General features: G+C 70.5%; 20 protein-coding genes. 5 read left to right on the top strand and 15 right to left on the bottom strand.

All coding sequences use genetic code 11. From position 1 onward, the window contains the following. Positions 1–28: 28 nt before the first annotated feature. The 5 genes from IR212_RS07430 to rplU all read right to left on the bottom strand — a co-directional run bounded on the left by IR212_RS07430 (position 29) and on the right by rplU (position 4,339). Entirely contained in the window at positions 29–1,288 is a 1,260-nt protein-coding gene (locus tag IR212_RS07430) for a glutamate-5-semialdehyde dehydrogenase (protein WP_194398278.1), read from the bottom strand. Continuing rightward, positions 1,285–2,127 carry a glutamate 5-kinase gene (proB, locus tag IR212_RS07425; RefSeq protein WP_194398277.1) on the bottom strand — a complete coding sequence of 281 codons (843 nt, stop codon included), beginning with the start codon at positions 2,125–2,127 and terminating at the stop codon, positions 1,285–1,287. The genes IR212_RS07430 and proB overlap by 4 nt, the downstream gene beginning before the upstream one ends. Beyond that, on the bottom strand, positions 2,124–3,632 hold the full coding sequence (gene obgE / locus IR212_RS07420; protein ID WP_194398276.1) for a GTPase ObgE: 1,509 nt from the start codon (positions 3,630–3,632) through the stop codon (positions 2,124–2,126). Before obgE ends, proB begins: the two co-directional genes overlap by 4 nt. Positions 3,633–3,754: 122 nt before the next feature. Further along, positions 3,755–4,012, bottom strand: a complete 258-nt coding sequence (rpmA, locus tag IR212_RS07415) for a 50S ribosomal protein L27 (RefSeq protein WP_109211194.1) — start codon at positions 4,010–4,012, stop codon at positions 3,755–3,757. An 18-nt stretch (positions 4,013–4,030) separates the two neighbouring features. Beyond that, positions 4,031–4,339: a 50S ribosomal protein L21 gene (gene rplU, locus IR212_RS07410; RefSeq protein ID WP_109211193.1), complete on the bottom strand. Its 309-nt coding sequence runs from the start codon at positions 4,337–4,339 to the stop codon at positions 4,031–4,033. 161 nt (positions 4,340–4,500) lie between these two features. Between rplU and IR212_RS07405 the strand changes: the two genes are divergently transcribed. Beyond that, positions 4,501–4,767 carry a DUF4031 domain-containing protein gene (locus IR212_RS07405; protein WP_194398275.1) on the top strand — a complete coding sequence of 89 codons (267 nt, stop codon included), beginning with the start codon at positions 4,501–4,503 and terminating at the stop codon, positions 4,765–4,767. A 4-nt stretch (positions 4,768–4,771) separates the two neighbouring features. Here IR212_RS07405 and IR212_RS07400 read toward each other — a convergent pair whose 3' ends face one another. Beyond that, positions 4,772–5,860: a glycosyltransferase gene (locus IR212_RS07400; RefSeq protein ID WP_194398274.1), complete on the bottom strand. Its 1,089-nt coding sequence runs from the start codon at positions 5,858–5,860 to the stop codon at positions 4,772–4,774. 95 nt (positions 5,861–5,955) lie between these two features. Next, complete coding sequence (locus IR212_RS07395) at positions 5,956–8,328, bottom strand: Rne/Rng family ribonuclease (RefSeq protein WP_194398273.1); 2,373 nt, start codon at positions 8,326–8,328, stop codon at positions 5,956–5,958. A gap of 331 nt (positions 8,329–8,659) precedes the next feature. Between IR212_RS07395 and IR212_RS07390 the strand changes: the two genes are divergently transcribed. Continuing rightward, on the top strand, positions 8,660–9,277 hold the full coding sequence (locus IR212_RS07390; RefSeq protein WP_194398272.1) for a vitamin K epoxide reductase family protein: 618 nt from the start codon (positions 8,660–8,662) through the stop codon (positions 9,275–9,277). Between the two features lie 51 nt (positions 9,278–9,328). Here IR212_RS07390 and ndk read toward each other — a convergent pair whose 3' ends face one another. From ndk to ileS, 4 genes are read right to left on the bottom strand one after another with little or no spacing between them, the layout of a single operon-like run. Next, positions 9,329–9,745: a nucleoside-diphosphate kinase gene (gene ndk, locus IR212_RS07385; RefSeq protein ID WP_194398271.1), complete on the bottom strand. Its 417-nt coding sequence runs from the start codon at positions 9,743–9,745 to the stop codon at positions 9,329–9,331. A 19-nt stretch (positions 9,746–9,764) separates the two neighbouring features. Further along, positions 9,765–10,163: a DUF4233 domain-containing protein gene (locus IR212_RS07380; protein ID WP_228479530.1), complete on the bottom strand. Its 399-nt coding sequence runs from the start codon at positions 10,161–10,163 to the stop codon at positions 9,765–9,767. Beyond that, positions 10,160–11,518 carry a bifunctional folylpolyglutamate synthase/dihydrofolate synthase gene (locus IR212_RS07375; protein WP_194398269.1) on the bottom strand — a complete coding sequence of 453 codons (1,359 nt, stop codon included), beginning with the start codon at positions 11,516–11,518 and terminating at the stop codon, positions 10,160–10,162. Before IR212_RS07375 ends, IR212_RS07380 begins: the two co-directional genes overlap by 4 nt. Next, complete coding sequence (ileS, locus tag IR212_RS07370; protein WP_194398268.1) at positions 11,515–14,931, bottom strand: isoleucine--tRNA ligase; 3,417 nt, start codon at positions 14,929–14,931, stop codon at positions 11,515–11,517. The genes IR212_RS07375 and ileS overlap by 4 nt, the downstream gene beginning before the upstream one ends. A 307-nt stretch (positions 14,932–15,238) precedes the next feature. On the opposite strand from ileS, the gene IR212_RS07365 reads away from it, so the two are divergent. Continuing rightward, complete coding sequence (locus IR212_RS07365) at positions 15,239–16,576, top strand: MFS transporter (protein ID WP_228479529.1); 1,338 nt, start codon at positions 15,239–15,241, stop codon at positions 16,574–16,576. A gap of 72 nt (positions 16,577–16,648) precedes the next feature. Here IR212_RS07365 and IR212_RS07360 read toward each other — a convergent pair whose 3' ends face one another. Further along, complete coding sequence (locus IR212_RS07360; protein ID WP_194398267.1) at positions 16,649–18,649, bottom strand: hypothetical protein; 2,001 nt, start codon at positions 18,647–18,649, stop codon at positions 16,649–16,651. A gap of 165 nt (positions 18,650–18,814) precedes the next feature. On the opposite strand from IR212_RS07360, the gene valS reads away from it, so the two are divergent. Further along, a complete protein-coding gene (gene valS / locus IR212_RS07355) occupies positions 18,815–21,412 on the top strand; it encodes a valine--tRNA ligase (protein WP_194398266.1) in 2,598 nt (865 codons plus the stop codon). Next, positions 21,412–21,660, top strand: coding sequence for a hypothetical protein (locus tag IR212_RS07350; protein ID WP_194398265.1), 249 nt, complete (start codon positions 21,412–21,414; stop codon positions 21,658–21,660). The genes valS and IR212_RS07350 overlap by 1 nt, the downstream gene beginning before the upstream one ends. A 3-nt stretch (positions 21,661–21,663) precedes the next feature. On the opposite strand, the gene IR212_RS07345 is transcribed toward IR212_RS07350, so the two are convergent. Genes IR212_RS07345 through IR212_RS07335 form a run of 3 tightly spaced genes read right to left on the bottom strand, consistent with a single transcriptional unit; the run spans position 21,664 to position 23,793 of the window. Further along, the gene (locus IR212_RS07345) at positions 21,664–22,935 is read right to left on the bottom strand and encodes an MFS transporter (protein ID WP_194398264.1); all 1,272 of its coding nucleotides are present in this window, start codon (positions 22,933–22,935) and stop codon (positions 21,664–21,666) included. After that, positions 22,932–23,162, bottom strand: a complete 231-nt coding sequence (locus IR212_RS07340; protein ID WP_194398263.1) for a hypothetical protein — start codon at positions 23,160–23,162, stop codon at positions 22,932–22,934. The genes IR212_RS07345 and IR212_RS07340 overlap by 4 nt, the downstream gene beginning before the upstream one ends. Positions 23,163–23,172: 10 nt before the next feature. Next, positions 23,173–23,793, bottom strand: coding sequence for an ArsR/SmtB family transcription factor (locus tag IR212_RS07335; RefSeq protein ID WP_194398262.1), 621 nt, complete (start codon positions 23,791–23,793; stop codon positions 23,173–23,175). Positions 23,794–23,860 lie beyond the last annotated feature (67 nt).

Raw genomic sequence — 23,860 nt, 5'->3', positions numbered from 1 at the left:
GGGCGCAGGACTGGACCAGTCTATTCCGTTACGCCCGCACCTGCCCGGCGCCGCGCGCGAGCCACTTGGAGCTGGTGAGCTCCGCAAGGCCCATGGGCCCACGAGCGTGCAGCTTCTGCGTGGAGATGCCGACCTCGGCGCCGAACCCGAACTCGCCGCCGTCCGTGAAGCGCGTCGACGTGTTCGCCATGACGACCGCCGAGTCCACCTCCGCCAGGAAGCGCGCCTCGCTGGCCGCGTCCGCGGTCACGATCGATTCGGTGTGGTGGGTGGAATACCGGCGGATGTGGTCGAGCGCATCGTCGAGGTCGTCGATCACGCGCATCGCCAGGTCGAGGCTGAGATACTCGGCCGCCCAGTCCTCGTCGGTGGCGGGGACCACCCCGGGGGCGAGCCGGGCGACGGACTCGTCGCCGTGCACCGTGACGCCGCCCTCTTGGAGGGCCTCGACCACCGGTCCCACGAGTCGCTCGGCAGCCGCGCGGTGCACGAGCACCGTCTCGACCGCATTGCAGACACTCGGACGCTGCGTCTTGGCGTTGACGACGATGTCGCGGGCCCATTCCAGCGGTGCGCTCTGGTCGAGGACGATGTGCACGACGCCGGCGCCCGTCTCGATGACCGGGACGGACGACTCGGTCACCACGGTCTCGATCAGCTGCGCACTGCCGCGCGGCACGAGGACATCGACGATACCCCGGGCATGCATGAGCTCACGCGCGCCCTCTCGCCCGAAATCGTCGACCGTCTGGATCGCCTCGGGATCGAGGCCTCGCTCGGCGAGTGCGGCGCGCATGGCCTGGACGAGCGCCGCATTCGTGCGCTCGGCGGCCGTCCCACCGCGCAGCACCACCGCATTCCCTGAACGCAGGGCGAGCGCAGCGATGTCGACGGTCACGTTGGGACGCGCTTCGTAGATGGACCCCACCACGCCGAAGGGCACCGCGATCTTCGTGAGCGACACACCGTTGGGGAGCGTCCGCTCATCCAGCACGCGTCCGACGGGGTCGGGCAGCGCGGCGATCTCACGTACCGAGGCCGCGAGGGCCTTCACGCGCGGCTCATCCAGGCGCAGCCTGTCCTGCAGAGCCGTGGAGAGCCCTGCCTCGGCGCCGCGCCGCAGATCCTCCGCGTTCGCCGACACGATCTGCTCCGTCGCGGCTTCGATCGCGTCGGCGATGGCCAGCAGCGCATCGCGCTTGGCCTCGTCTCCGAGCAGCCCCACCGTGCGGGCGGCATCCTTCGCCAGAAGCATCCGTTCGCGGGCCGTCGTGGCGATCGTGGTCATCTGGCCATTCTATCGACGGCCGTGCGCACCGGCCCGGTCGCGGCGGGCGCCGCCGGCTCGGGGTTCGGCTGGAACCACGTGCCGATCTCGTCGCCCGCGAGCGCCTCGGCGACGAGGTCGGCGCTGGTGACGAGAACGCCGATCCCGGATGCCGCCGCCAGCCGCGCGGCGGACACCTTCGTGGCTGCTCCCCCGGTGCCGACGCTGTTGACCACGACCGATCCGAACTGGAAGCCGTGCAGGTCGTCACCGTACGCGACGCGAGGAATGGGCACGGCGCCCGGCTCGTCCGGCGGACGCGTGTAGAGGCATTCGATGTCGCTCAGCAGCACAAGCGCGTCGGCGCCGATCAGCTGCGCGACCATTGCGGCGAGGCGGTCGTTGTCGCCGAACCGGATTTCGTGGGTGGCGACGGTGTCGTTCTCGTTGACGATCGGCAGGATGCGCAGCCCGAGCAGGCGCTCCATCGCCCGGCGCGCGTTCGAGCGGTGGGTGGCGTTCTCCAGATCGCCCGCGGTCAGCAGCACCTGACCGGCGACGATCCGGAAGGGGCGCAGCGCCTCCTGGTACCGGTAGATGAGCACGTTCTGACCGACGGCGGCCGCCGCCTGCTGCGTGGCGAGGTCGCTCGGGCGCTCGTCCAGCAGCAGGTACGGCATGCCCGTGGCGATCGCACCGGAGGACACGAGCACGACCTCCGTGCCCCGTCCGTGCGCGGCGGCGAGGGCGTCGACCAGCGGAGCGATCTTGTGGGCGTTGTCCCCGCTGATCGAACTGGAGCCGACCTTGACCACGACCCGGCGCGCGGTCGGGATGTCGCGACGCTCCGCCGCGCTCACTCCTCACCCTCCTCGTCCCACCCGCGCTCGGCGAGGCGCTCGGCCTCGAGGTCGGCGCGGGCCTGGGCCTTGGCATCCATGAGCTCGTGGTACTGCGCGCGGCGCTCGGAGCTGGTGCGGCGGCCGCGATCGTAGAGTCGGGGGTCGGTGCCGCGCGGGGCCGTCATGACCTCGGCGGCCGACGTGAGTGCGGGCTGCCAGTCGAAGACCACGCCGTCTCCTTCGCCGATGACCACCGTGGCACCCGGCGTCGCACCCGCGCGGTAGAGCGCATCGTCGACGCCGAGACGGTCCAGGCGGTCGGCGAGATACCCGACGGCCTCGTCGTTCTGGAAGTCGGTCTGCTGCACCCAGCGCACCGGCTTGTCGCCGAGGATGCGATAGACGTTCCCGTAGGTGCCGCCCTCCACCCGCACGGTGAACTCCCGATCGGCGCTCCGGGGCCGGATCACGATGCGCTCGGGCGCGGGGGCCTTCGCCTGCTCGAGCCGGTGGTCGGCGACGATCTCGGCGAGCGCGAAGGTCAGCGGGCGCAGGCCGGCATGGCTGACGGTCGAGATCTCGAACACGCGGTACCCGCGCGCCTCCAGGTCGGGGCGCACGAGGTCTGCCAGATCCTTCGCCTCCGGGACATCGACCTTGTTCAGCGCGACGAGCTGCGGCCGCTCCAGGAGCGGCACCTGACCATCCGGAACGGGGTAGGCGCCGAGCTCGGCGAGGATGACGTCGAGGTCGCTGATCGGGTCTCGCCCGGGCTCGAGGGTCGCACAGTCGAGCACGTGAACGAGCGCGGTGCACCGTTCGACGTGGCGCAGGAACTCCAGCCCGAGGCCCTTGCCTTCGCTCGCGCCCTCGATCAGGCCCGGAACGTCGGCGACGGTGAACCGCACGTCGCCTGCCTGCACGACGCCCAGGTTGGGGTGCAGCGTCGTGAACGGGTAGTCGGCGATCTTGGGCCGCGCTGCGGAGACCGCGGCGATGAGGCTCGACTTGCCGGCTGACGGGAACCCGACCAGCGCGACATCCGCGACCGTCTTCAGCTCGAGGACGACGTCGCCTTCCCAGCCCGGCACTCCGAGGAGCGCGAACCCCGGCGCCTTGCGCTTGGGGTTGGCCAGCGCGGCGTTGCCGAGCCCGCCTTGTCCGCCCGGGGCGACGACGAAGCGCATGCCCGGTTCGATCAGGTCGACGAGGACCTCGCCGTCAGGATCGCGGACCACGGTGCCGACGGGCACGGGAAGATCCAGGCCCTCGCCGGCTGCACCCGAGCGGTTGTCGCCCATTCCGAACCCGCCGTTGCCGGCGTGGCGGTGCGGCGAGTGGTGGTATGACAGCAGCGTCGTGACCTGAGAATCCGCGACGAGCACGATGTCTCCGCCGTGTCCGCCGTTGCCTCCGTCGGGCCCGGCGAGCGGCTTGAACTTCTCGCGGCGCACCGACACGCAGCCGTTGCCGCCCTTGCCGGCGCGCAGGTGGAGCGTCACCCGGTCGACGAACGTGACCATGCGGTCCCCCTCGGGTCGGGGCCCCCGGGTGAGCCGGGAGCGGATGAAACGGAAGGGGCGAGCCGAAGCCCGCCCCTTCACGAAGTCTGCGCCACTCTCGCGGTGCGTGAGCCTTTCGAAGACTACTCTGCGACCGCCACGACGTTGACGACCTTGCGACCGCCCTTGTGGCCGAACTCGACAGCGCCCGCGGCCAGCGCGAACAGCGTGTCGTCGCCACCGCGGCCGACGTTGGCGCCCGGGTGGAAGTGCGTGCCGCGCTGGCGGACGAGGATCTCGCCGGCGTTGACGGCCTGCCCGCCGAAGCGCTTCACGCCGAGGCGCTGCGCGTTGGAGTCACGACCGTTGCGGGTGGAGCTTGCGCCCTTTTTGTGTGCCATCTCTGCGTCTCCTGTGGCTTACTTGATGCCGGTGACCTTGACGCGCGTCAGGTCCTGGCGGTGACCCTGGCGCTTCTTGTAGCCGGTCTTGTTCTTGAACTTCTGGATCACGATCTTCGGGCCGCGCTCCTCACCGAGCACCTCGGCGGTCACGGTGACCTTCGCGAGCTTGTCGGCGTCGGTCGTCACGGTGTCACCGTCGACGAAGAGCACCGCGGGGAGCTCGATCTTGTCGCCGACCTTCGCGGCCTGGCGGTCGAGAACGACGATCGTGCCGACCTCGACCTTCTCCTGCCGGCCACCGGCGCGCACAACTGCGTAAACCACTTCACACCTGTTTCTTCTGGGAGCACGCGTACGCGCTCAGGACGTCATCCAAGACTCGGTGCGGATATCTCGACGCACCAAGGGTCTACTTTACCAGATGCCGCATCACCTCGCGAAAGCGCGTGCGACCGTGTCGAGGCATCCGTGCGTAGGATTCGGACGTGGCGATCCTCATCGACGACCCGCGCTGGCCCGCTCACGGCCGCCTGTGGGCGCACCTGGTGACGGATACCGACCTCGCCGAGCTTCACGCCTTCGCCGCAGCGAACGGAATCCCGCGCCGCGGCTTCGATCTGGACCACTACGACGTCCCGCAGGAGGCGCACGCCCGGCTGGTCGCCGCCGGCGCGGAGCACGTCAGCGGGCACGAGCTGGTACGCCGCCTCATCGCATCCGGTCTGCGCGTGAGGGCACGCGACCGCCGCTGACCGCTCACGGCGAGGAGGCGGACAGCTCCAGCACCCGCGCTGCCCTGGTCGGTCCGTCGAGAGCTCTGACGGCCTCCCCCAGGCGCTGAGAACGCCGCTGGAGGGATTCGTCCCGCAGCATGCGTTCGACGGTCGCGCGGATGGCCGCGGGGCCCGACCGGCGAGGCAGCGTCTCGCCGACTCCGGCCAGCGTGACCGCCCGCCCGATGCGGGGCTGGTCCGACGTCGAGTCCAGGGGGAGGACGAGCACCGGCACGCCGTGGGCGAGCGCGGCGAGGGACGTGCCGTGTCCGCCGTGGCTCACCACGAGCGCGGCATCCGGGAACAGCTCCTCGTGGGGCATCCATTCGTGGACCCGTACGTTCGGCGGCACACGCACCTCGCCGGGAGCGAGCGCGGGCCCGAGGGTCGCTACGACGGGCGCGTCGATCGCGCGGACGGCGTCGAGCACGCGCTGCCACAGCGCGACCAGGCCGGGGAACCGAAAGGTGCTGAGGCTGAGCACCACGGTGGCGGCATCGCGGCGGGCGGCGCTCGCCGGCGTCATGGGTCCCGCGTACACGACGGCGCCGGGTGCCGCCGTCAGCGGCGCCGGCGGGAACGGCACGCGCAGCCGCGGGACGGACGCCACCACGATGGGCCTGGCGTGCGAGCGGGGTCGTGCGACGCGCATCCCGCTGGTCCAGACGAGGGGCTCCAGGGCGCGCAGACCCGGAACGAGGATGTCGTGCATGGTGTGTTCGAGCACGGCGAATCGCTGGTCCGCGCGGTCCAGCGCGTCCAGCACCGAGACGAGCATGCAGTCCACGACCACGACGTCCGCGGACTCGGCGGCCAGCCAGCCCACCGCGTCGTCGGCGAGGCCCCGGTCCGTCACGAGCCGCAGCAGGCCCCGCGGCCGCGGATCGAGCCGGAAACCGGGGGCGCTGGCATAGGGCCGGAAGCGCAGGCCCGCCGCACGGTAGGCGTCGGCCTGCGAGTCGTGTCCCAGCACGCGCACCTCGTGCCCACGGGCGGCGAGAGCGCGTCCGATGGCGATGGTCGGCGTGCGGTTGCCACCGCCGTCCCATGTGACGAACATGTAGCGCGCCATGGCGCCCCCGCTCCCCCCGCTCCCCCCGTCCCCCGGGCCCACCCTAGCGATGCCGCGCCGGCGCCGACAGGGCCCGGAGGGACCGGGCCGCGGTCTCAGTCCTCGGCGGGAGTGTGCGCCACGGGGGTGCCGGTGAGGGCGGCGGTGGTGACGCGTCGGCGGGAACGCCCCTGGCCCGGCGCCTTCGGCTCGGGAAGGGCGCTGAGCACCGAGTCCAGGAGCATGTCCTTCTCGGTCTTCGCCTCGCGCTTCTGGCCCGAGTCCTGGCGCTTCTTGCGCTTCTTCGGACGCTCCGCCGGCGCGGGATCCACCGGGGGTGCGGGCTCGGGCGCCGGCGCCTCGTCGTGGTGGTGGATGGTCGAGGCGGCGATCTGAGCGAGCGCCGACTTCACGCCCTCGGTGATGACGTGCGTGCCGTTCGAGCCGCCGTTCGCCGGCGCGGGCGAGCCGCCGCGCGGGCGGCGGCCCGAGGTCGGCGCGCCGGCTGCAGCCGAGCGGTGCTTGACCACGGGATCGTGGTGCACGATGAGGCCTCTGCCCGCGCACACCTCGCACGGCTCACTGAAGGTCTCGAGCAGCCCGAGGCCCAGCTTCTTGCGGGTCATCTGCACGAGACCGAGAGATGTCACTTCGGCCACCTGGTGCTTGGTGCGGTCGCGGCTCAGGCACTCCACGAGCCGGCGCAGCACGAGGTCGCGGTTGGACTCCAGCACCATGTCGATGAAGTCCACGACGATGATGCCGCCGATGTCGCGCAGCCGCAGCTGGCGGACGATCTCTTCGGCCGCCTCCAGGTTGTTCTTGGTGACCGTCTCCTCCAGGTTGCCGCCGGAGCCGACGAACTTGCCGGTGTTCACGTCGACGACGGTCATCGCCTCCGTGCGGTCGATGACGAGGGATCCCCCGGAAGGCAGCCACACCTTGCGGTCGAGCGCCTTCTCGATCTGCTCGGTGACGCGGAACTCGTCGAACGGATCGTGTTCGCCCTCGTAGCGCTCCACGCGCTCGAGGAGGTCGGGCGCGACTGACTCGAGGTACTTCGAGATCGTGTGGTGCGCGTCGTCGCCCTGGATGAGCATCTTCGAGAAGTCCTCGTTGAACACGTCACGGACGATCTTGACCAGCAGGTCGGGCTCCGAGTGCAGCAGGGCCGGCGCCTGGATCGACTCGATCTGCTTCGAGATGTGCTCCCACTGGTTGGTGAGTCGCTGCACATCCCTGGTCAGCTGCTCCTCGGTGGCGCCCTCGGCCGCGGTGCGGACGATGACCCCCGACGACTCGGGGAGCACCTCCTTGAGGATCTTCTTCAGACGAGCCCGCTCGGTGTCGGGGAGCTTGCGCGAGATGCCGTTCATCGCGCCGCCCGGCACGTACACGAGGTACCGGCCCGGCAGCGAGATCTGGCTGGTCAGCCGCGCCCCCTTGTGCCCGACCGGATCCTTGGTGACCTGTACCAGCACGCGGTCGCCGGTCTTGAGCGCCAGCTCGATGCGCCGCGGCTGGTTGCCCGTCTCGACGGCGTCCCAATCGACCTCGCCGGAGTACAGCACCGCGTTGCGCCCGCGGCCGATGTCCACGAACGCCGCCTCCATGCTGGGCAGCACGTTCTGGACGCGGCCGAGATAGACGTTGCCGATGAGCGATGCGTCCTGACTGCGCGCGACATAGTGCTCGACCAGCACGTTGTCCTCGAGGACGGCGATCTGGATGCGCCCGTTCCGCGAGCGCACGATCATCACGCGGTCCACGGCTTCGCGGCGTGCGAGGAACTCCGCCTCGGTGACGACGGCGCGGCGTCGGCCGGCCTCCCGGCCGTCGCGGCGACGCTGCTTCTTGGCCTCGAGCCGGGTCGAGCCCTTGATCCGCTGCGGCTCGGTGATGAGCTCGACGGCGCGCTGACGCGGGTGCGGCGGCTGATCGGAGGGAGCGGATGCCTCGTCCCGGCCCTCGCCACCTCGGCGGCGGTTGCGACGGCGCGACGATCCGGGACCTGAGGCATCCGCCTCGGGCTCACGGTCGCCGAAACGATCGCGCTCGCGCCCCGGCCGAGCGGGGAGGACCGTGATCTCGGGTGCGTAGAAGTGGAGCTGCGTCGAGACCGCCGAGACGAATTCCGCCGGCAGCAGCCCCAGGCTCACAGCAGTGGGCGCCTCGGTCGCGGGCTCTCCGTCGGCGCCGTCGACCTCCGCATCCTCAGCGGGCGAAGCCTCGGGCTCCGCGCCCGCGCTGCCCGACTCCACGCCCCGGGCGTCGGTCCCTGCAGGACGGGGATCCGCCTCGTCGGCGGCATCCGGGATCTCCTCGGCGGCATCCGGAGTCGCGGCCTCCGCCGCGTCCTGGCCGGCCTCGGTCGCGTCCGTCGCCTGCTCGCCCGTGACCTGGTCGGGTGCCGCGTCGCCCGCGGATGCCGTCAGCGGCGCGTCCGGATCGGTCTCAGGCGGGAATTCTGCATCGGTTCCATCAGCCATCACTGGCGTACTCCTAGCGGGGCGGCACCGCGCGTCGCCCGGCGAAATCTCGTGCGGCGCCGCCCATGCCCCTCCGGACGGGGCGGTGCCGCGAACTCACTCGGTCTGCAGCGGATCCCGGCGCTCCGGCGGAGGTTCGCGCTGCCAAGGGCATTCGTCGCCCTGAAGTCTTCTGTAGCGATCTCCACGGCGCGGCCGTGATCGATCGAGTCTCATTATCGCACTTCCCCCGCCGGATTGCCCATTCGCGGCACGCCGACGGCTTCCCACCGCGATTTCGCACGGCCGCTCCGTGCGGGCCCTCCCAGAGCCGGATGCCATAATCCGAGGCATGCCCGAGCAGCCGACCCGCGCCCGTCCCACCGGACTCGCCGTCTGGCTCGTGGTCGCCGGCGCGGTCGGCTGGTGGGCGGCACTCTCGCTGACGCTGGAGAAGCTGCACTCCCTCGCGAATCCGGACGCGATCGCCTCGTGCGACTTCTCGGTGCTGGTCCAGTGCACAGCCAATCTGGACTCGTGGCAGGGCAGCGTGTTCGGCTTCCCCAACCCGATCCTCGGTCTCGCGGGATGGGTCGCGCCGATCGTGGTGGGGATGGCGCTCCTGGCCGGCGCCCGGTTCGCACGCTGGTTCTGGTGGTGCTTCTGGGCCGGCATCGCCTTCGCGTTCGGCTTCGTGATCTGGCTGATCGCCCAGAGCATCTACGCCCTCGGGACCCTGTGCCCGTGGTGCATGGTGACGTGGTCGGTGACCATCCCCACGTTCTACGCAGTGACGCTCCACCTGTTCCGCACCGGGCAGTTCCCCGCATCCGCACGCGTGCGGCACGCCGCCGACCGGCTCATGGCATGGGTGCCGCTTGCTGCGATCCTCAGCTACGCCCTCATCCTGCTGCTGGCGCAGCTCGAGATGAACGCCATCGTGAACATCTGGCAGACATTCGTCGGGTGAACGAGCATGCCGCCCTCGGCGACCGCCCCTCCGGCTGCGTCTTCCGAGGTGTCAGGCGAACCAGATGTCGAGCTCGCGGGCGGCGGACTCCGGGCTGTCGGACCCGTGGACCAGGTTCTGCTGCACCCTCAGACCCCAGTCGCGGCCGAGGTCGCCGCGGATCGTCCCCGGCGCGGCCGTGGTCGGATCTGTCGTCCCCGCCAGCGAACGGAAGCCTTCGATGACGCGGTTGCCGGCGAGTCGGATCGCGACAGACGGCCCCGACATCATGAACTCCAGCAGCGGCTCGTAGAAGGGCTTGCCCTCGTGCTCGGCGTAGTGGCGCTCGAGCCGCTCGCGGTCGGGCTCCACCAGGCGGATGTCGACGAGGGCGTACCCCTTCGCCTCGATGCGGGCGAGGATCGCGCCGGTGAGGCCTCGAGCGACGCCGTCGGGCTTGACGAGGACCAGGGTCTCTTCGGTGGGCATGCGGGCCTTTCGTCTCGGATCAGGCTTCTTCGGGGCTGCCCGCCGGCTGCGCGTTGCGCCGGTCCAGGGCGGCCCCCTTGATCGTCGCATATCCGTACATGCCCCCGAAAACGACGGCGACGACGGCCAGCGCCGGCACGAGGAACGCGCCGAGCGCGACGATCACCTGCAGCGCCCAGCCGAGCGCGATACCCCAGCGGAAGCGGAGCACTTGCGTGGTCGCGATCATGAGCACCGCCATCACGATGCCCGCCACGATTCCCCACCACGGCTCTATGGGCGCCGGAAGCGCCGCCAGCCCATAGATCACGAGCCCCGCGAGGAATGCGATCAACGACTCGAATCCGAGCACGATGGCGCCGAGCGACTCGGCCGCGCCCCGGGGACGGCGCCGCCGTGCGGGGCGTTGCGCGCTCACTCGCTCCACCCGCTCTTCCAGTCCTCCGCGGTCGCGAGGGCCAGCGCCTCCCCGGCGAGCACGACCGAGCCGGCGACGACGACGGCGCGCCGATCGGATGCCGCGGCCCACGCCCGCGCCGCGTCCGCGGCGGCCGGCAGGTCGGCGTGCACCGACACGCGCAGGTCCTGCGCCTCGGCGAGATCGGCGATGGCATCGGCGTCCTCGGCGCGCTCGGACTCCGGCGCCGTGGCGAAGACGTGCGCTGCGATCGGAGCGATCTCCGCGACGATCCCGGCGGCGTCCTTGTCGGACAGCACGCCGAGCACCACCCCCCACTCGTCGAAGTCGAAGCTCTCGCGCAGTGCGGCCACGAGCGCCCGCACGCCGTGCGGGTTGTGCGCGGCGTCGACGAGCACCGTCGGCGCCGTGCCCACGAGCTGCAGACGGCCCGGCGACGTCACGGCACCCAGCCCCTCAGCCAAGATGTCGCCGGTGATCCGCTGCGTACCGCCGCCGACGAGCGACTCCACCGCCGCGATGGCCAGCGCGGCGTTGAAGCCTTGATGCGCGCCGTACAGCGGAAGGTACTCGTCCTCGTACGTGCCGGCGAGGCCGCGCACCGTGATCTGCTGGCCGCCCACCGCCAGTCGCTGCGAGGCGAGGGCGAACTCCGCCCCCTCGAAGGCGATCGACGCGCCGTGGCGCCGCGCGGTCTCGCGCAGCACGCCTTCCGCGGCGGGATCCTGGCGGGCCGAGACCACCGCGGCTCCGTCCTTGATGATGCCCGCCTTGACGCGGGCGATCTGCGAGATCGTCTCGCCGAGACGGTCCGCATGGTCGAGGTCGATCGGGGCGAAGACGGCGACATCACCGTCGGCGGTGTTCGTCGAGTCCCATGACCCGCCCATTCCCACCTCGAGCACCAGCACGTCGATGGGCGCGTCGGCGAACGCGACGAAGGCGAGCACGGTGAGCAGCTCGAAGAAGGTCAGCGGCGCGTCGTCCTCGGAGGCGAGCTCCGCGTCGACGATGTCGACGAACGGCGAGACCTCGTCCCAGGCGTCGGCCACCGCGGCGTCGTCGATCGGCTCGCCGTCGATCATGATGCGCTCGGTGAACCGCTCCAGGTGAGGGCTCGTGAACAGCCCGGTGCGCAGGCCGTGGGCGCGGACGAGGCTCTCGATCATGCGGCTGGTCGAGGTCTTCCCGTTCGTGCCGGTGACGTGGATGACGCGATACGTCTTCTGCGGGTCGTCGAGCAGCTCGAGCACGCGACGGGTGCGCTCGACGCGCGGCTGCACCCAGCGCTCCCCCTGGCGCTGGAGCAGCGCCTCGTAGACCGCGTCGGCGCGGCGGCGGTCGCGGTCTGTCATGCCGGCACCTCCGTCCGGCCCACCGACACCGTGAAGGCGCCGCGGTTGGCGTAGGTGCCGGCGTCGAACACCGCCTCGTACTCGATCGGGGCCTCGCCGTCGCGCGACGCGACGAGCTCGCTCGCCCCGGTCGTCACGGCGTAGCCGACGGCGAGCGTCTCCCCCGCGACATCTGCCGCGTCGAAGGCAGCGGCCACCGCCTCGCCGTCCGCCGCATCATCGAAGAGGAGCCTCAGGTGGATGCGGTCGCTGACGTCGAAGCCGGCGGCCTTGCGCGAGTCCTGCACCGCGCGGATGACGTCGCGGGCCAGCCCTTCGGCCTCGAGGGCGGGCGTGGTCGTCGTGTCGAGCAGCACGAACCCCTCCCCCGCGAGCAGCGCGATCGCCGTTCCCTCCTGGACCCCGCCCGCCTCGAGGGTGAGCTCGTACTCGCCCGGCTCGAGGGCGATGCCGTCGACGACCACGACGCCGTCGCGCTCCTCCCAGACACCCGCCTTCGCACCGGCGATCACGTGCTGCACCTGCTTGCCCAGGCGCGGGCCGGCGGCGCGGGCGTTGACGGACAGCCGCTTGCTGATGCCGAATCGCTCCGACACCTCGTCGCCGAGCTCGATCAGCTGAACCGTCTTGACGTTGAGCTCGTCGCGCAGGATGCCCTCGAACTGCGCGAGGGAGGCGGCATCCGGGACCGCGACGGTCAGCGTGGGAAGCGGCAGGCGCACCCGGCGGCCCTCCTTCTTGCGCAGCGCGTTGGCGACGCTGGATGCCTCGCGCACGGCGTCCATGGCGGCGCGGATGTCATCGGCCACGGGGAACGCCGTGGCATCGGGCCAATCCTGCAGGTGCACGCTGCGTCCGCCGGTGAGCCCCTGCCAGACCTTCTCGGATACCAGCGGGATGAGCGGCGCGGCCACGCGCGTGAGCGTCTCGAGCACGGTGTACAGCGTGTCGAAGGCTTCGCGGCTCTTCGGGTCGTCGGTGACGCCCAGCCAGAACCTGTCGCGGGAGCGGCGGATGTACCAGTTGGTCAGCGCCTCCGCGAAGTCGCGCAGCTTGGCCGCCGCGAGCGTCGAGTCCAGCGCCTCCAGATCGGCCGCGACGTCGCGCACCAGATCGCCCGTGAGCGCGAGGATGTAGCGATCCAGCACGTCTGTCGAGTCGGTACGCCACGACGCCTCGTAACCTTCGCCGCCCGCACCACCGGCGGCGTTGGCGTAGGTCGCGAAGAAGTACCACGCGTTCCACAGCGGCAGGAGGAACTCGCGGACGCCTGCGCGGATGCCCTCCTCGGTGACGATGAGGTTGCCGCCGCGCAGCACCGGGCTGGCCATCAGGAACCACCGCATCGCATCCGACCCGTCGCGCTCGAACACCTCGCTCACATCGGGGTAGTTCTGCAGCGACTTGGACATCTTCAAGCCGTCGCTGCCCAGCACGATGCCGTGGCACGACACCCCGATGAAGGCGGGTCGGTCGAAGAGCGCGGTCGAAAGCACATGCATGACGTAGAACCAGCCGCGCGTCTGCCCGATGTACTCGACGATGAAATCCGCCGGCGAGTGCTCGTCGAACCACTGCTGGTTCTCGAAGGGGTAGTGAACCTGCGCGTACGGCATGGAGCCGGAGTCGAACCAGACGTCGAAGACGTCCTCGATCCGGCGCATGGTGCTCTTGCCGGTCGCGTCGTCCGGGTTGGGCCGGGTCAGGTCGTCGATGAACGGGCGGTGCAGGTCCACCTCGCCCTCGGCGTTGCGGGGCAGGCGGCCGAAGTCCCGCTCGAGCTCCTCGAGCGACCCGTAGACGTCGACGCGCGGGTGCTCGGGGTCGTCGCTCTTCCACACCGGGATCGGGGACCCCCAGTAGCGGTTGCGACTGATCGACCAGTCGCGCGCGCCGTCCAGCCACTTGCCGAACTGCCCGTGCTTGACGTTCTCGGGCACCCACGTGATCTGCTCGTTGCCCGCGAGCAGGCGGTCCTTGATGGCGGTCACCCGCACGAACCAGCTCGACACCGCGCGGTAGATGAGGGGGTTGCGGCAGCGCCAGCAGTGCGGGTACGAGTGCTCGTAGCTCGCCTCGCGCAGGAGGCGGCCCTCCTGACGCAGCAGGCGGATGAGCGGGCGGTTCGCGTCCATCCACAGCTCGCCGGCCACGTCGGTGACCTGCGGCAGGAACCGTCCGCCGTCGTCGAGGCTCATGATGAGCGGGATGCCGGCCGCCTCGGTGATGCGCTGGTCGTCCTCACCGAACGCCGGTGCCTGGTGGACGATGCCCGTGCCGTCGCCGGTGGTGACGTAGTCGTCGACGAGGATGCGCCACGCGCTCTGGGTGCCCCACGTCGCGGCATCCGCGTAGTAGTCGAACAGCCGGTCGTACGCGACGTTCTCGAGCTCGGTCCCGAGCACCGTCTGGACGACGGCTTCGCGCGCCGCCTCGGCGGAGTCGTAGCCGAGGTCCTTCGCATAGCCGCCGAGCAGCGCCTCGGCCAGAAGGTAGCGGTGCGCGTACGCCTCCTCGGCCTCGTCCGCCTGACCGTCCGGGCCGCGGTGCACGTCGGCGGCGCCGTTCGGCCCACCCGGCACGACGACGTACCGGATCTCGGGGCCGACAGCGAGGGCGAGGTTGGTGGGCAGCGTCCACGGTGTCGTCGTCCAGGCGAGAGCGCGCACGCCGGTGAGCCCCAGCGCCTCGGCCTTCGTCCCGACCAGCGGGAAGGTGACCGTCACCGAGGGGTCCTGACGCATCTTGTAGACGTCGTCGTCCATGCGCAGCTCGTGCGCCGACAACGGCGTCTCGTCGCGCCAGCAGTAGGGCAGCACGCGATAGCCCTCGTAGGCGAGACCCTTGTCGTGGAGCGTCTTGAACGCCCAGAGCACCGATTCCATGTACGACGAGTCGAGCGTCTTGTAGCCGCGCTCGAAGTCGACCCAACGCGCCTGACGGGTGACGTAGTCCTCCCACTCGCGCGTGTAGGCCAGCACCGACTCTCGCGCCTTGGCGTTGAACGCGGCGATGCCCATCGCCTCGATCTCGCTCTTCTCGGTGATGCCGAGCTGCTTCATCGCCTCGAGCTCGGCGGGGAGGCCGTGGGTGTCCCACCCGAAGACGCGGTCGACGCGCTTGCCGCGCATGGTCTGGAAGCGCGGGAAGAGGTCCTTCGCGTAGCCGGTGAGGAGGTGACCGTAGTGCGGCAGCCCGTTGGCGAACGGCGGGCCGTCGTAGAAGACCCACTCGTCGGCCCCCTCGCGCTGGTCGATGGACGCCCGGAAGGTCTGATCGGCCTCCCAGAACGCCAGCGTCTCACGCTCGATGTCGGGGAAGCGAGGACTCGGGACGACGGGACTGACTCCGGTGGCCGGGCGCGCTGACGCGTCGGCCGCGGGTCCGAAGGCGGAGGGGCGGGGATAGGTCATTGGTCTCTCGCAGGTGCTCGCTCGCGTGCTTCCTGCGGGGACGACCCGTCTGGAGACCAGACCGACCGCGGTACCACCCTGCATTGCCGGATGCCTCGGCTGAGGCATCCGACCCCTCTCACTGCGGCTGTGACGGGCCTGCCCCGCCCGGTTCTACTGGGGATGCCACGCCGTGGCGTCCTGTTCTTCCGAGAGCTCCCCGGTGATGGCCGGATCTGCGCTGGTCCGATGATTCTACCGTGGCGCCGCAAGGGGGAATGCGGCGGCCACGCTCGCGGTTTCTGGACTCGTGCCAAGATTGACGTCCGTGACCGCCGCTGCATCCGCCTCGTCCCGTCCCGCCGACACCTCGCCGACGCGCCGCGTCGCGTGGGCGTCGATGGTCGGCACCTCGCTCGAGTCGTTCGACTTCTACCTCTTCGCCTACTTCTCGGCGTTCTTCGTCGGGCCGTTGTTCTTCGACCCGCTGGGGCAGTTCGGTGCCACGAGCGCCGCGTTCCTCACCATCGCGCTGGCGTTCGTCGTGCGCCCGATCGGCGCGATCATCTTCGGCTATATGGGCGATCGCGTGGGTCGCCGCGCGACGCTGCTGTGGACCGTCGCGATCATGGGCGTGGCGACGGGCCTCATCGGCCTGCTGCCCACCTACGCGCAGGCCGGATGGCTCGGCGCGATCCTGCTCATCCTGTTGCGCATCGTGCAGGGGCTGTCGCTGGGCGGCGAGTGGGGCGGCTCCATCCTGATCGCCACGGAGAACTCCGGGCCGGTCAAGCGCGCCTTCTACGCCGCGGTCCCGCAGCTGGGGTCGCCGGTGGGCTCGATCCTGTCGGCGACCGTGTTCATCGTCCTCACGGCCGTGCTGCCGCCCGAGCAGATCGCCGAGTGGGGATGGCGGATCCCGTTCCTGCTGGCGCTGCCGCTCCTGCTCGTCTCGCTGTACCTGCGCTGGTCGATCTCGGAGACCCCCGTGTTCGAGGGTCTCGTCGCCGAGGGGCGCCGCGACCGGATCCCCTTCGTGACGATGTTCGTCCAGCGCCCCGCCGCGATGGCGATCGCGATCGGGGCCGCCCTGCTGGGCATCGGCTCGTATTCGCTCATGAACACCTACACGGTGAACTACGGCGTCGAGCAGCTCGGGTTCAGCTTCCAGGATCTTCTGATCGCGACCACCGTCGGCGGCCTCCTGCAGCTCGTCACGATCCCGCTGTTCGGCGCGTGGGCGACCCGCGTCGGTTCGGCGAACGTCGTGGTGTGGGGGGCGCTCGGCACGCTCCTCATCACCTTCCCGATGTACTTCCTGCTGCAGTTCGCGACCTTCCCGATCCTCGTCGGGACGATGATCGTCGGCGGCATCCTGCCGACGATGGCGTGGGCGGCGCTGGGGGGGCTGATGAACGACCTCTTCCCCGACCACTTCCGCTATTCGGCACTGTCGTTCGCGTATGCGCTGGCTGCGACCCTCAGCGGATTCGTCCCGTACCTCACTCTCACCCTCGGCGAGGCCACGGGGTACGCATGGTGGCACCCCGGCGTGATCCTGGCGATCATGTCGGCCGTGACGCTCGTGTCGGCCTTCCTCGCTTCGCGGCGCCGCCCCGAGCCGGAGCTCGCGACCGAGCCCGAGAGCGTCACCGCCAACGCCTGACCGCAGCTGACGAGAGCGGATGCCCCGCCCCGCCGCGCGCGCGGAGCACCTCGTGATCCCGGGACGGCCGCATCACCAGGTGGTGATCGTCGCCTCCGAGAGCCGGGGATCCGACCTCAGCGAGTCGTGGATGTGCGGCGGCACGACGATCACGACATCGGGGTCGGCCGCGTGGATGCGCCCAGCGGCCTCGGCCGGAGTGCGTGGGCGATCCTCGACGGGGACGCTATCGCCCCACAGCTCATCGACGATGCGGTAGCCCGCGTCCGTCCACTGCCCGACGAGCGCGAACATCCACTGGTTGGTCAACCGCGGCTGTGTGGATCCGTCGAGGTCCGCCGGCACGAAGATGTGCTGAGCGGCATCCGTCACCGCAGCCGCTGCCTGCAGCTCGACGGGCGATGATTCGGGCTCTGATGGCGTCGGTCCGTCCGACATGCGCTGCCACGCCGCACGGCTCTCGACGGCGGCCGGAGTTCGCAGGGCGACCCCCTCAGCGACCACGTTCACGACGCCGGAGTAGACCAGCAGCAGGCACGTGAGACCGACCGCGGCGACGACCAGACTGGTGCGCGACGTGCGGCGCCGTCGCTCGACGCTGACGAGGACGCCGGTCGTCACCGCGATCAGGACGATCGAAGACAGCTGGACGGCGGCGCCGTACTTGTAGAAGTAGTAGCCCAGCTGGCCCACCGAAGCGACCTGATAGGCCGCGAGGGCGGCGAGAAGGGCAAGCCCGGTCAACGGCAGGAGACCTAAGGCTGCAGTCCGCATGGCCTCGGACGACCCGCACCGGTCGCGATGTCGAGATCGCCACCAGAGCGCGATCGCCCCGAGGACCGCGACGACGGGAGCCAGCAGCATCTCGGAGCGCGAGCCGCCGATGAAGCCGCCGTCGATGAGCAGATGGGACACCGCCTTTCCGCCGGGCGCACTTTGCAGGGTGAACCACGCGAGCGCGACCCCGAGCAAGGTGACGGCCGCGACCCCCGCCAGTGACATCCATTCCCGGGAGGATCGTGGCCAGCGGCCGCGCCTCGCAGGAATGAGCACGCCGACCAGCGCTCCGACCGCCGGGACCAGCAGCAGCGCCCAATTGTGGGCGACGCCCACGAGCGCCGCGGACAGCGCGAGCGCCGGTGCAATCGGCGTCACACGCTCCAGGCAGATGACGATGACCGGGACGCACGCCAGCAGTGCGACGGCGACGAGGAAGTTGGGGAAACCCGCGAAGACCAGCGTGCCGCCCGCAGGGCCCAGGGTGAACGCGACTGTCACGAGCGCGACGAGGGGCACCGCGACCAGGGTGTGGCGGCGGATGCTCGGAATCGAGACGACGCCGGCGAGCAGCACGGCGACGACGAGCACGCTCACCACAGCCGTCGCCTGCGCGAAGCCGACCAGCTCCTCCCCCGGGGCCGCGAGATCGCCTCCCAGCGTCAGTTCCATCAGGACTGCCACAGCCGCATGGAATCCCTTGGGGTAGTCGCGGTAGGCGAACCCCTCGAAGGGCGGCCCCGCCGTGAGCGAGAGGAGTGAGCCGCTTCGCCGGATCATCTGGACCATGTCGAAGTGCGCCGCGTAGTCCCAGCCGCTTCGCATCATCCGCAGCGCGGTGTGTCCGTCTCCGACGGTCAGCAGCGGCGCCACGCACCAGGCAGCGAACACCGTGCCCGCCGCGGCGACCGCGTCGGTGCCACGAAGACGAGGCACGAGGTCGCGCGCTCGAACTGTCCCCCCGACCACACAGGCTGTCAGTACCGCGATCACCAAAGCGGTGGACGCGCCGTACCGAGTCACCCCCACCTGAGGAAACGGCAGCCAGAAGATCAGCGGCGCGAACCCCACCGCCATGCACCCGATGAAGAGCACGCGTCGACCTAGCTCGCGCGAGAGAGGCAAGGCGAGGACGGCGATGACGCCGATCACGACCAGCGGCCAGCCGCCGACGATGCCCAAGCGCTGCACACCGACGAGCAGGAGGAACACGGCGATCCCCGCGGCGACCGCGACGAGGACCGCACGCGGGCGCGAACGCCGCTTCCGATGGCGGAGATCGGAGTCTGTGGCCATGCCATCACCATAGGTCCCCGTCCCCGGGGCGATCGTGAGCGGAATCGCACGCCGGGGTCCTGGAGACGCCGGGCGGCGCCCCGCACGCGCGCGGGCTAGAATCGAGCGACATCTCACACTCAGGCACGCTCACACAGTGCCGCATATATCGCTCGAGGAGCCGCCATGACCGACGCCCGCCCCGCGCAGGGACACATTCCCGACAAGCCCGCTCTGGAGGGACTCGAGCAGAAGTGGGATGCCGCCTGGTCGGAGCAAGGCACCTACCTCTTCGACCGCAACCGTGCGGCCGAGGTCGGCCGTGACGGCGTGTACTCGGTCGACACGCCCCCGCCCACCGCTTCGGGAAGTCTCCACATCGGGCACGTGTTCTCGTTCACGCACACCGATCTGAAGGTGCGCTACGAGCGAATGCGCGGCAAGACCGTGTTCTACCCCATGGGCTGGGACGACAACGGCCTGCCCACCGAGCGGCGCGTGCAGAACTACTACGGCGTGCGCTGCGACCCGTCGCTGCCGTACGACCCCGCCTTCACCCCGCCCTTCGAGGGGGGCGACAACAAGTCCAGCCGCGCAGCCGACCAGGTGCCGATCAGCCGGCGCAACTTCATCGAGCTGTGCGAGCGCCTCACCGTGGAGGACGAGAAGCACTTCGAGGCGCTCTTCCGTCAGCTGGGCCTCAGCGTCGACTGGACCCAGACCTATCGCACCATCTCCGACGACACGATCCGCACGAGCCAGCGGGCGTTCCTGCGCAACCTCGAGCGCGGCGAGGCCTACCAGGACCTCGCACCGACGATGTGGGACATCGACTTCCGCACCGCGATCGCGCAGGCGGAGCTCGAAGAGCGAGAGCAGCCCGCCGCCTATCACCGGGTCGCCTTCCACCGCACCGACGGATCGGGCGACGTCCACATCGAGACCACCCGCCCGGAGCTCCTCCCCGCGTGCGTGGCGCTGGTCGCCCATCCCGACGACGAGCGCTACCAGCCGCTGTTCGGAACGACGGTGCGCACGCCGCTGTTCGAAGTCGAGGTCCCGGTGCTGGCTCACCCGCTGGCGCAGCCCGACAAGGGTTCGGGCATCGCGATGATCTGCACCTTCGGCGATGTGACCGACATCGTGTGGTGGCGCGAGTTGAGCCTGCCCAACCGCACGATCCTGGGTCTCGACGGCCGTGTCCTGGCGGACGCGCCCGAGGCGGTCGTGTCGGATGCCGGTCGGTCGGCGTACGCGGAGCTCGCCGGCAAGACGGTGTTCAGCGCGAAGAAGCGCGTGGTCGAGCTCCTCCGCGACTCGGGCGAGCTCGTCGGCGATCCGAAGCCGTTCTCCCACGTGGTGAAGTTCTACGAGAAGGGCGACCGCCCGATGGAGATCGTCTCGACGCGCCAGTGGTACATCCGCAACGGCGCGCGCGACGAGGCGCTGCGCGAGAAGCTCATCGCCCTCGGCAAGCAGATGTCGTGGCATCCGGATTTCATGCGCGTCCGTTTCGAGAACTGGACCAACGGCCTCACCGGCGACTGGCTGGTGTCGCGCCAGCGGTTCTTCGGCGTGCCGATCCCGGTGTGGTACGCGCTGGACGAGAACGGCGAGCGGGACTACGGCCGCGTGCTGACGCCCGACCACTCATCGCTGCCGGTCGACCCCTCCACCGACGTGCCGCCGGGCTACACCGAGGAGCAGCGCGGCGTGCCGGGCGGCTTCGACGGCGAGACCGACATCTTCGACACGTGGGCGACCTCGTCGCTCACACCGCAGCTGGCGGGCGGCTGGGAACGCGACCCCGAGCTGTGGAACCTGGTGGCCCCGTTCGATGTGCGGCCGCAAGGTCAGGACATCATCCGGACGTGGCTGTTCTCCACCCTGCTGCGCAGCGCACTGGAAGACGATCGCGCGCCCTGGACGGATGCCGCCATCTCGGGCTTCATCGTCGACCCCGACCGCAAGAAGATGTCGAAGTCCAAGGGCAACGTCGTCACGCCCGCCGACATCCTCGCCCAGCACGGCTCCGACGCGGTGCGGTATTGGGCCGCATCAAGCCGCCTGGGCACGGACGCCGCGTTCGATCCCCAGAACCCGACGCAGATCAAGATCGGCCGGCGCCTGGCGATCAAGGTGCTGAACGCGGCGAAGTTCGTGCTGTCGTTCCCGGTTCCCGAGGGCGCCGAGGTCACGCACGCCCTCGACGCGTCGATGCTCGCGACCCTCCATGGCGTCGTGCGCGAGGCGACGAAGGCGCTCGACGGCTACGACCACGCCCGCGCGCTCGAGGTGACGGAGTCGTTCTTCTGGACCTTCTGCGACGACTACCTCGAGCTCGTCAAGGAGCGCGCCTACAACCAGAGCGATGTCGGGCAGGCCTCCGCCGCGCTGGCGCTGCGTCTGGCGATGTCGGCGCTGCTCCGGCTGCTCGCGCCCGTGCTGGCGTTCGCCGCCGAGGAGGCGTGGTCATGGTTCAACGAGGGGTCGGTCCACAACGCCGAATGGCCCGTCGCCCCCGCCGAGGAGTGGGGCGACCCCGCCGTCCTCGCCGCCGTCAGCGAGGCGCTGATCGGCATCCGCCGGGCCAAGACCGAGGCGAAGGCGTCGCAGAAGACGCCGGTCGCCCGGGCGGTCATCGCCGCTCCCGCCGCGACCCGCGCCGCACTGGAGCTCGCCGAGGGCGACCTCAAGGCGGTAGGCCGCATCGACGACATCTCGTACCTCGACGCCGACAGCGTGGCGGTCGCCGAGATCCAGCTCGCCCCGCAGGAGGCCTGATGCAGCTCGGAACGCGCTGGACGTCGGGTGACGAGCCCCCCGCCGCCGTCCCCGACGCGCTGCGGCGGGGGGTGAAGTCGGTCGATGCGACCATCCCCGCCGACCAGTTCGGGCAGCCGCGCCCCCGCTGGACGTTGACGTGGCTCGAGGGCAAGCCGATCGCGGAGCTGGATACCGGAATCATCGTGTCGCTCGATGCCGACGGCCAGCCGGTCGCCCGCAACGATCCCGATGACGGGTTCGGCTGAGCGTCAGTCCTCCGAGACGTCGTGCCGGGACGCCTCGAGGAGCAGTCGTCCGGCGATGAGGGTCGCCGCGATCGTGACGCCGGCGGCGATGACGAACGGCAGCCGCAGGTCGGCACGCGCCACCCAGCCGCCCAGCAGCGTCGCGAACGGGAAGATCCCCCAGGTGAGACTCCGGATGATGCCGAGCACCCGCCCGAACAGCTGACCCGGGATGATCGCCTGACGCAGCGCGCCCCAAGGGACATTCCAGATCGACACGGCGCACGCCATCACCGCGTAGGCCACCGTGCCGCTGACCGGCTCGGGCGCCATCCAGACGCCGAACAGGCCGAGAGCGGCGGTCACGTTGGCGCCGATCATGACGCGGCCGCGGCCGAAGCGCTCCACCAGCCGGGATGCGATCAGCGATCCCACAAGCGCGCCCAGCCCGATACCGGCGGTGACGAAGCCGATCGCTGCGGGGGCGACGGCGAGCTCGTCCAGGAAGTACAGGAAGATCGGCGCCTGGGCGAACGAGAACGCCGAGCCGACGACGCAGGTGAAGAGCACCATCCCACGCAGGAATCGGTGCTGCCAGAGGTAGCCCACAGCTTCGCGCGCCGAAACCGGCGACGCCTGGGCGGTGGCCGCGGGTTCGCGAAGCGGGCGCGCAGCCGACAGCGGCAGGAGCAGCGCCAGGGCGATCGGGATCAGATAGCCCGTCGCGCCCACCCACAGCGGCAGCGCGAGCGAGACGGCGAAGAGCACGCCGCCGATGGGCGCCGCGACGAAGTTGTCGATCGTGATGTGCGCCGCCTGCAGGAAGCCGTTCGCGCGGTCGAGCCCGCGTCGAGGCACGACCGTCGGGACGATGGCGTTCGTCGCGTTGTCGAACAGTGTCTCACCGAACCCGAAGACCAGCACGCCGACGAGCAGCCACCACACCGTGATCGAGCCGGTCACCGTCAGCACCGCGAGGCCGACCGCGGCGACACCGCGGATGGTGTTCGCGATCGCCATGATCCGGCGGCGATCGAACCGGTCGACGATCATGCCCGCCGGAAGGCCGAACAGCAGCCACGGCAGGAAAGCCAGCGCGCTGATGGCCGCGATCGCGAGCGGATCGCGTGTCAGCGTCGTCGCGACCAGGGGCACCGCGACACGCCCCACGCCGTCGGCGAGGTTGCTGAACGCCGCGGCTGTCCACAGCTTGCCGAAATCGCGGCCGAGCGGGACCGGCCGCGCACGCCGGGCCGGCGACCCACTGGGCGCCGCGGTGCCCGTCGGCGCACTCACCGCGGGAGGATCCCGATGGCCGCCCGTGCCGCCGCTTCACGGCGCACCGCGTCCACGCGAGCCTGCACGGTCAGCGCTCGGCGCCGCTCGAGGCCGGCGCGCCGGCCCAGCCTCGCGAGGACGTGAGAGCCCAGGGCGTCCGCCGCGCGCAGCAACGCGCGATCCACGCGCGTGGCAGCGGGAGCGACGCGCCGGGTGGGCACGTCGGAGACGGTGAGGGTGGTCATGACTGCGCTCCTATCCTTCTAGTCCCGGCAGTGGGAAGACATCTGCCCGGATGGTGACGGGACGGACGTCATCGCCGTCCTGGTCGCGGTGCTTGTCGACGGCATCGTCGATCAGCGCCATGATCTTGCGCGTGAGCTCCTTGCTCTGCTCGGGGGTCAGTCGCGCGGTCGCGGTGGAGATCATCGTCCCCTCCTGCCACGACGGGTCTTCTCCACCGAGCCCGCGGTCGACGAAGGCCATGAGCTGCTCCTGCCGCAGACGGAAGAACTCGTTCATCACGATCTGCGTCGCCGCCCTGCCGGAGGGCGTCTTGATGGCTTCCGGGTTGGCGAAGGACACGCCGCCCACGGGTCTTTCCCACCACCGCTCCCGCCCCGACCCTCGTCCGTCGACCTCCACGATGAGCTCGTGCTTCGCCAGCGCGCGCAGGTGGTAGCTCGTCGAACCAGACGATTCCCCCAGCCGCTCGGCGAGGGAGCTGGCGGTCTGGGCGCCGTACTGGCTGAGGATGTCGTAGATCCTCACCCGCAGCGGGTGAGCAAGTGCCCGCAGCGCCCCCGCGTCCAGCACACGATCGCCCGGCCGGACCCCGTCCCCGGCGCCGTCCTGCGCAGGCAGCTCGTTCGTCATGTTCCAAAGGTAGCTTTGCAAAGGTGTCTTTGCAAGCATCTGTTTGCAAAATATCGTTGGGCGGATC

Origin of the sequence: Microbacterium atlanticum (assembly GCF_015277815.1) — a bacterium.
GTDB lineage: Bacteria > Actinomycetota > Actinomycetes > Actinomycetales > Microbacteriaceae > Microbacterium > Microbacterium atlanticum.
This window is presented reverse-complemented; position numbering and strand designations above follow the sequence as displayed.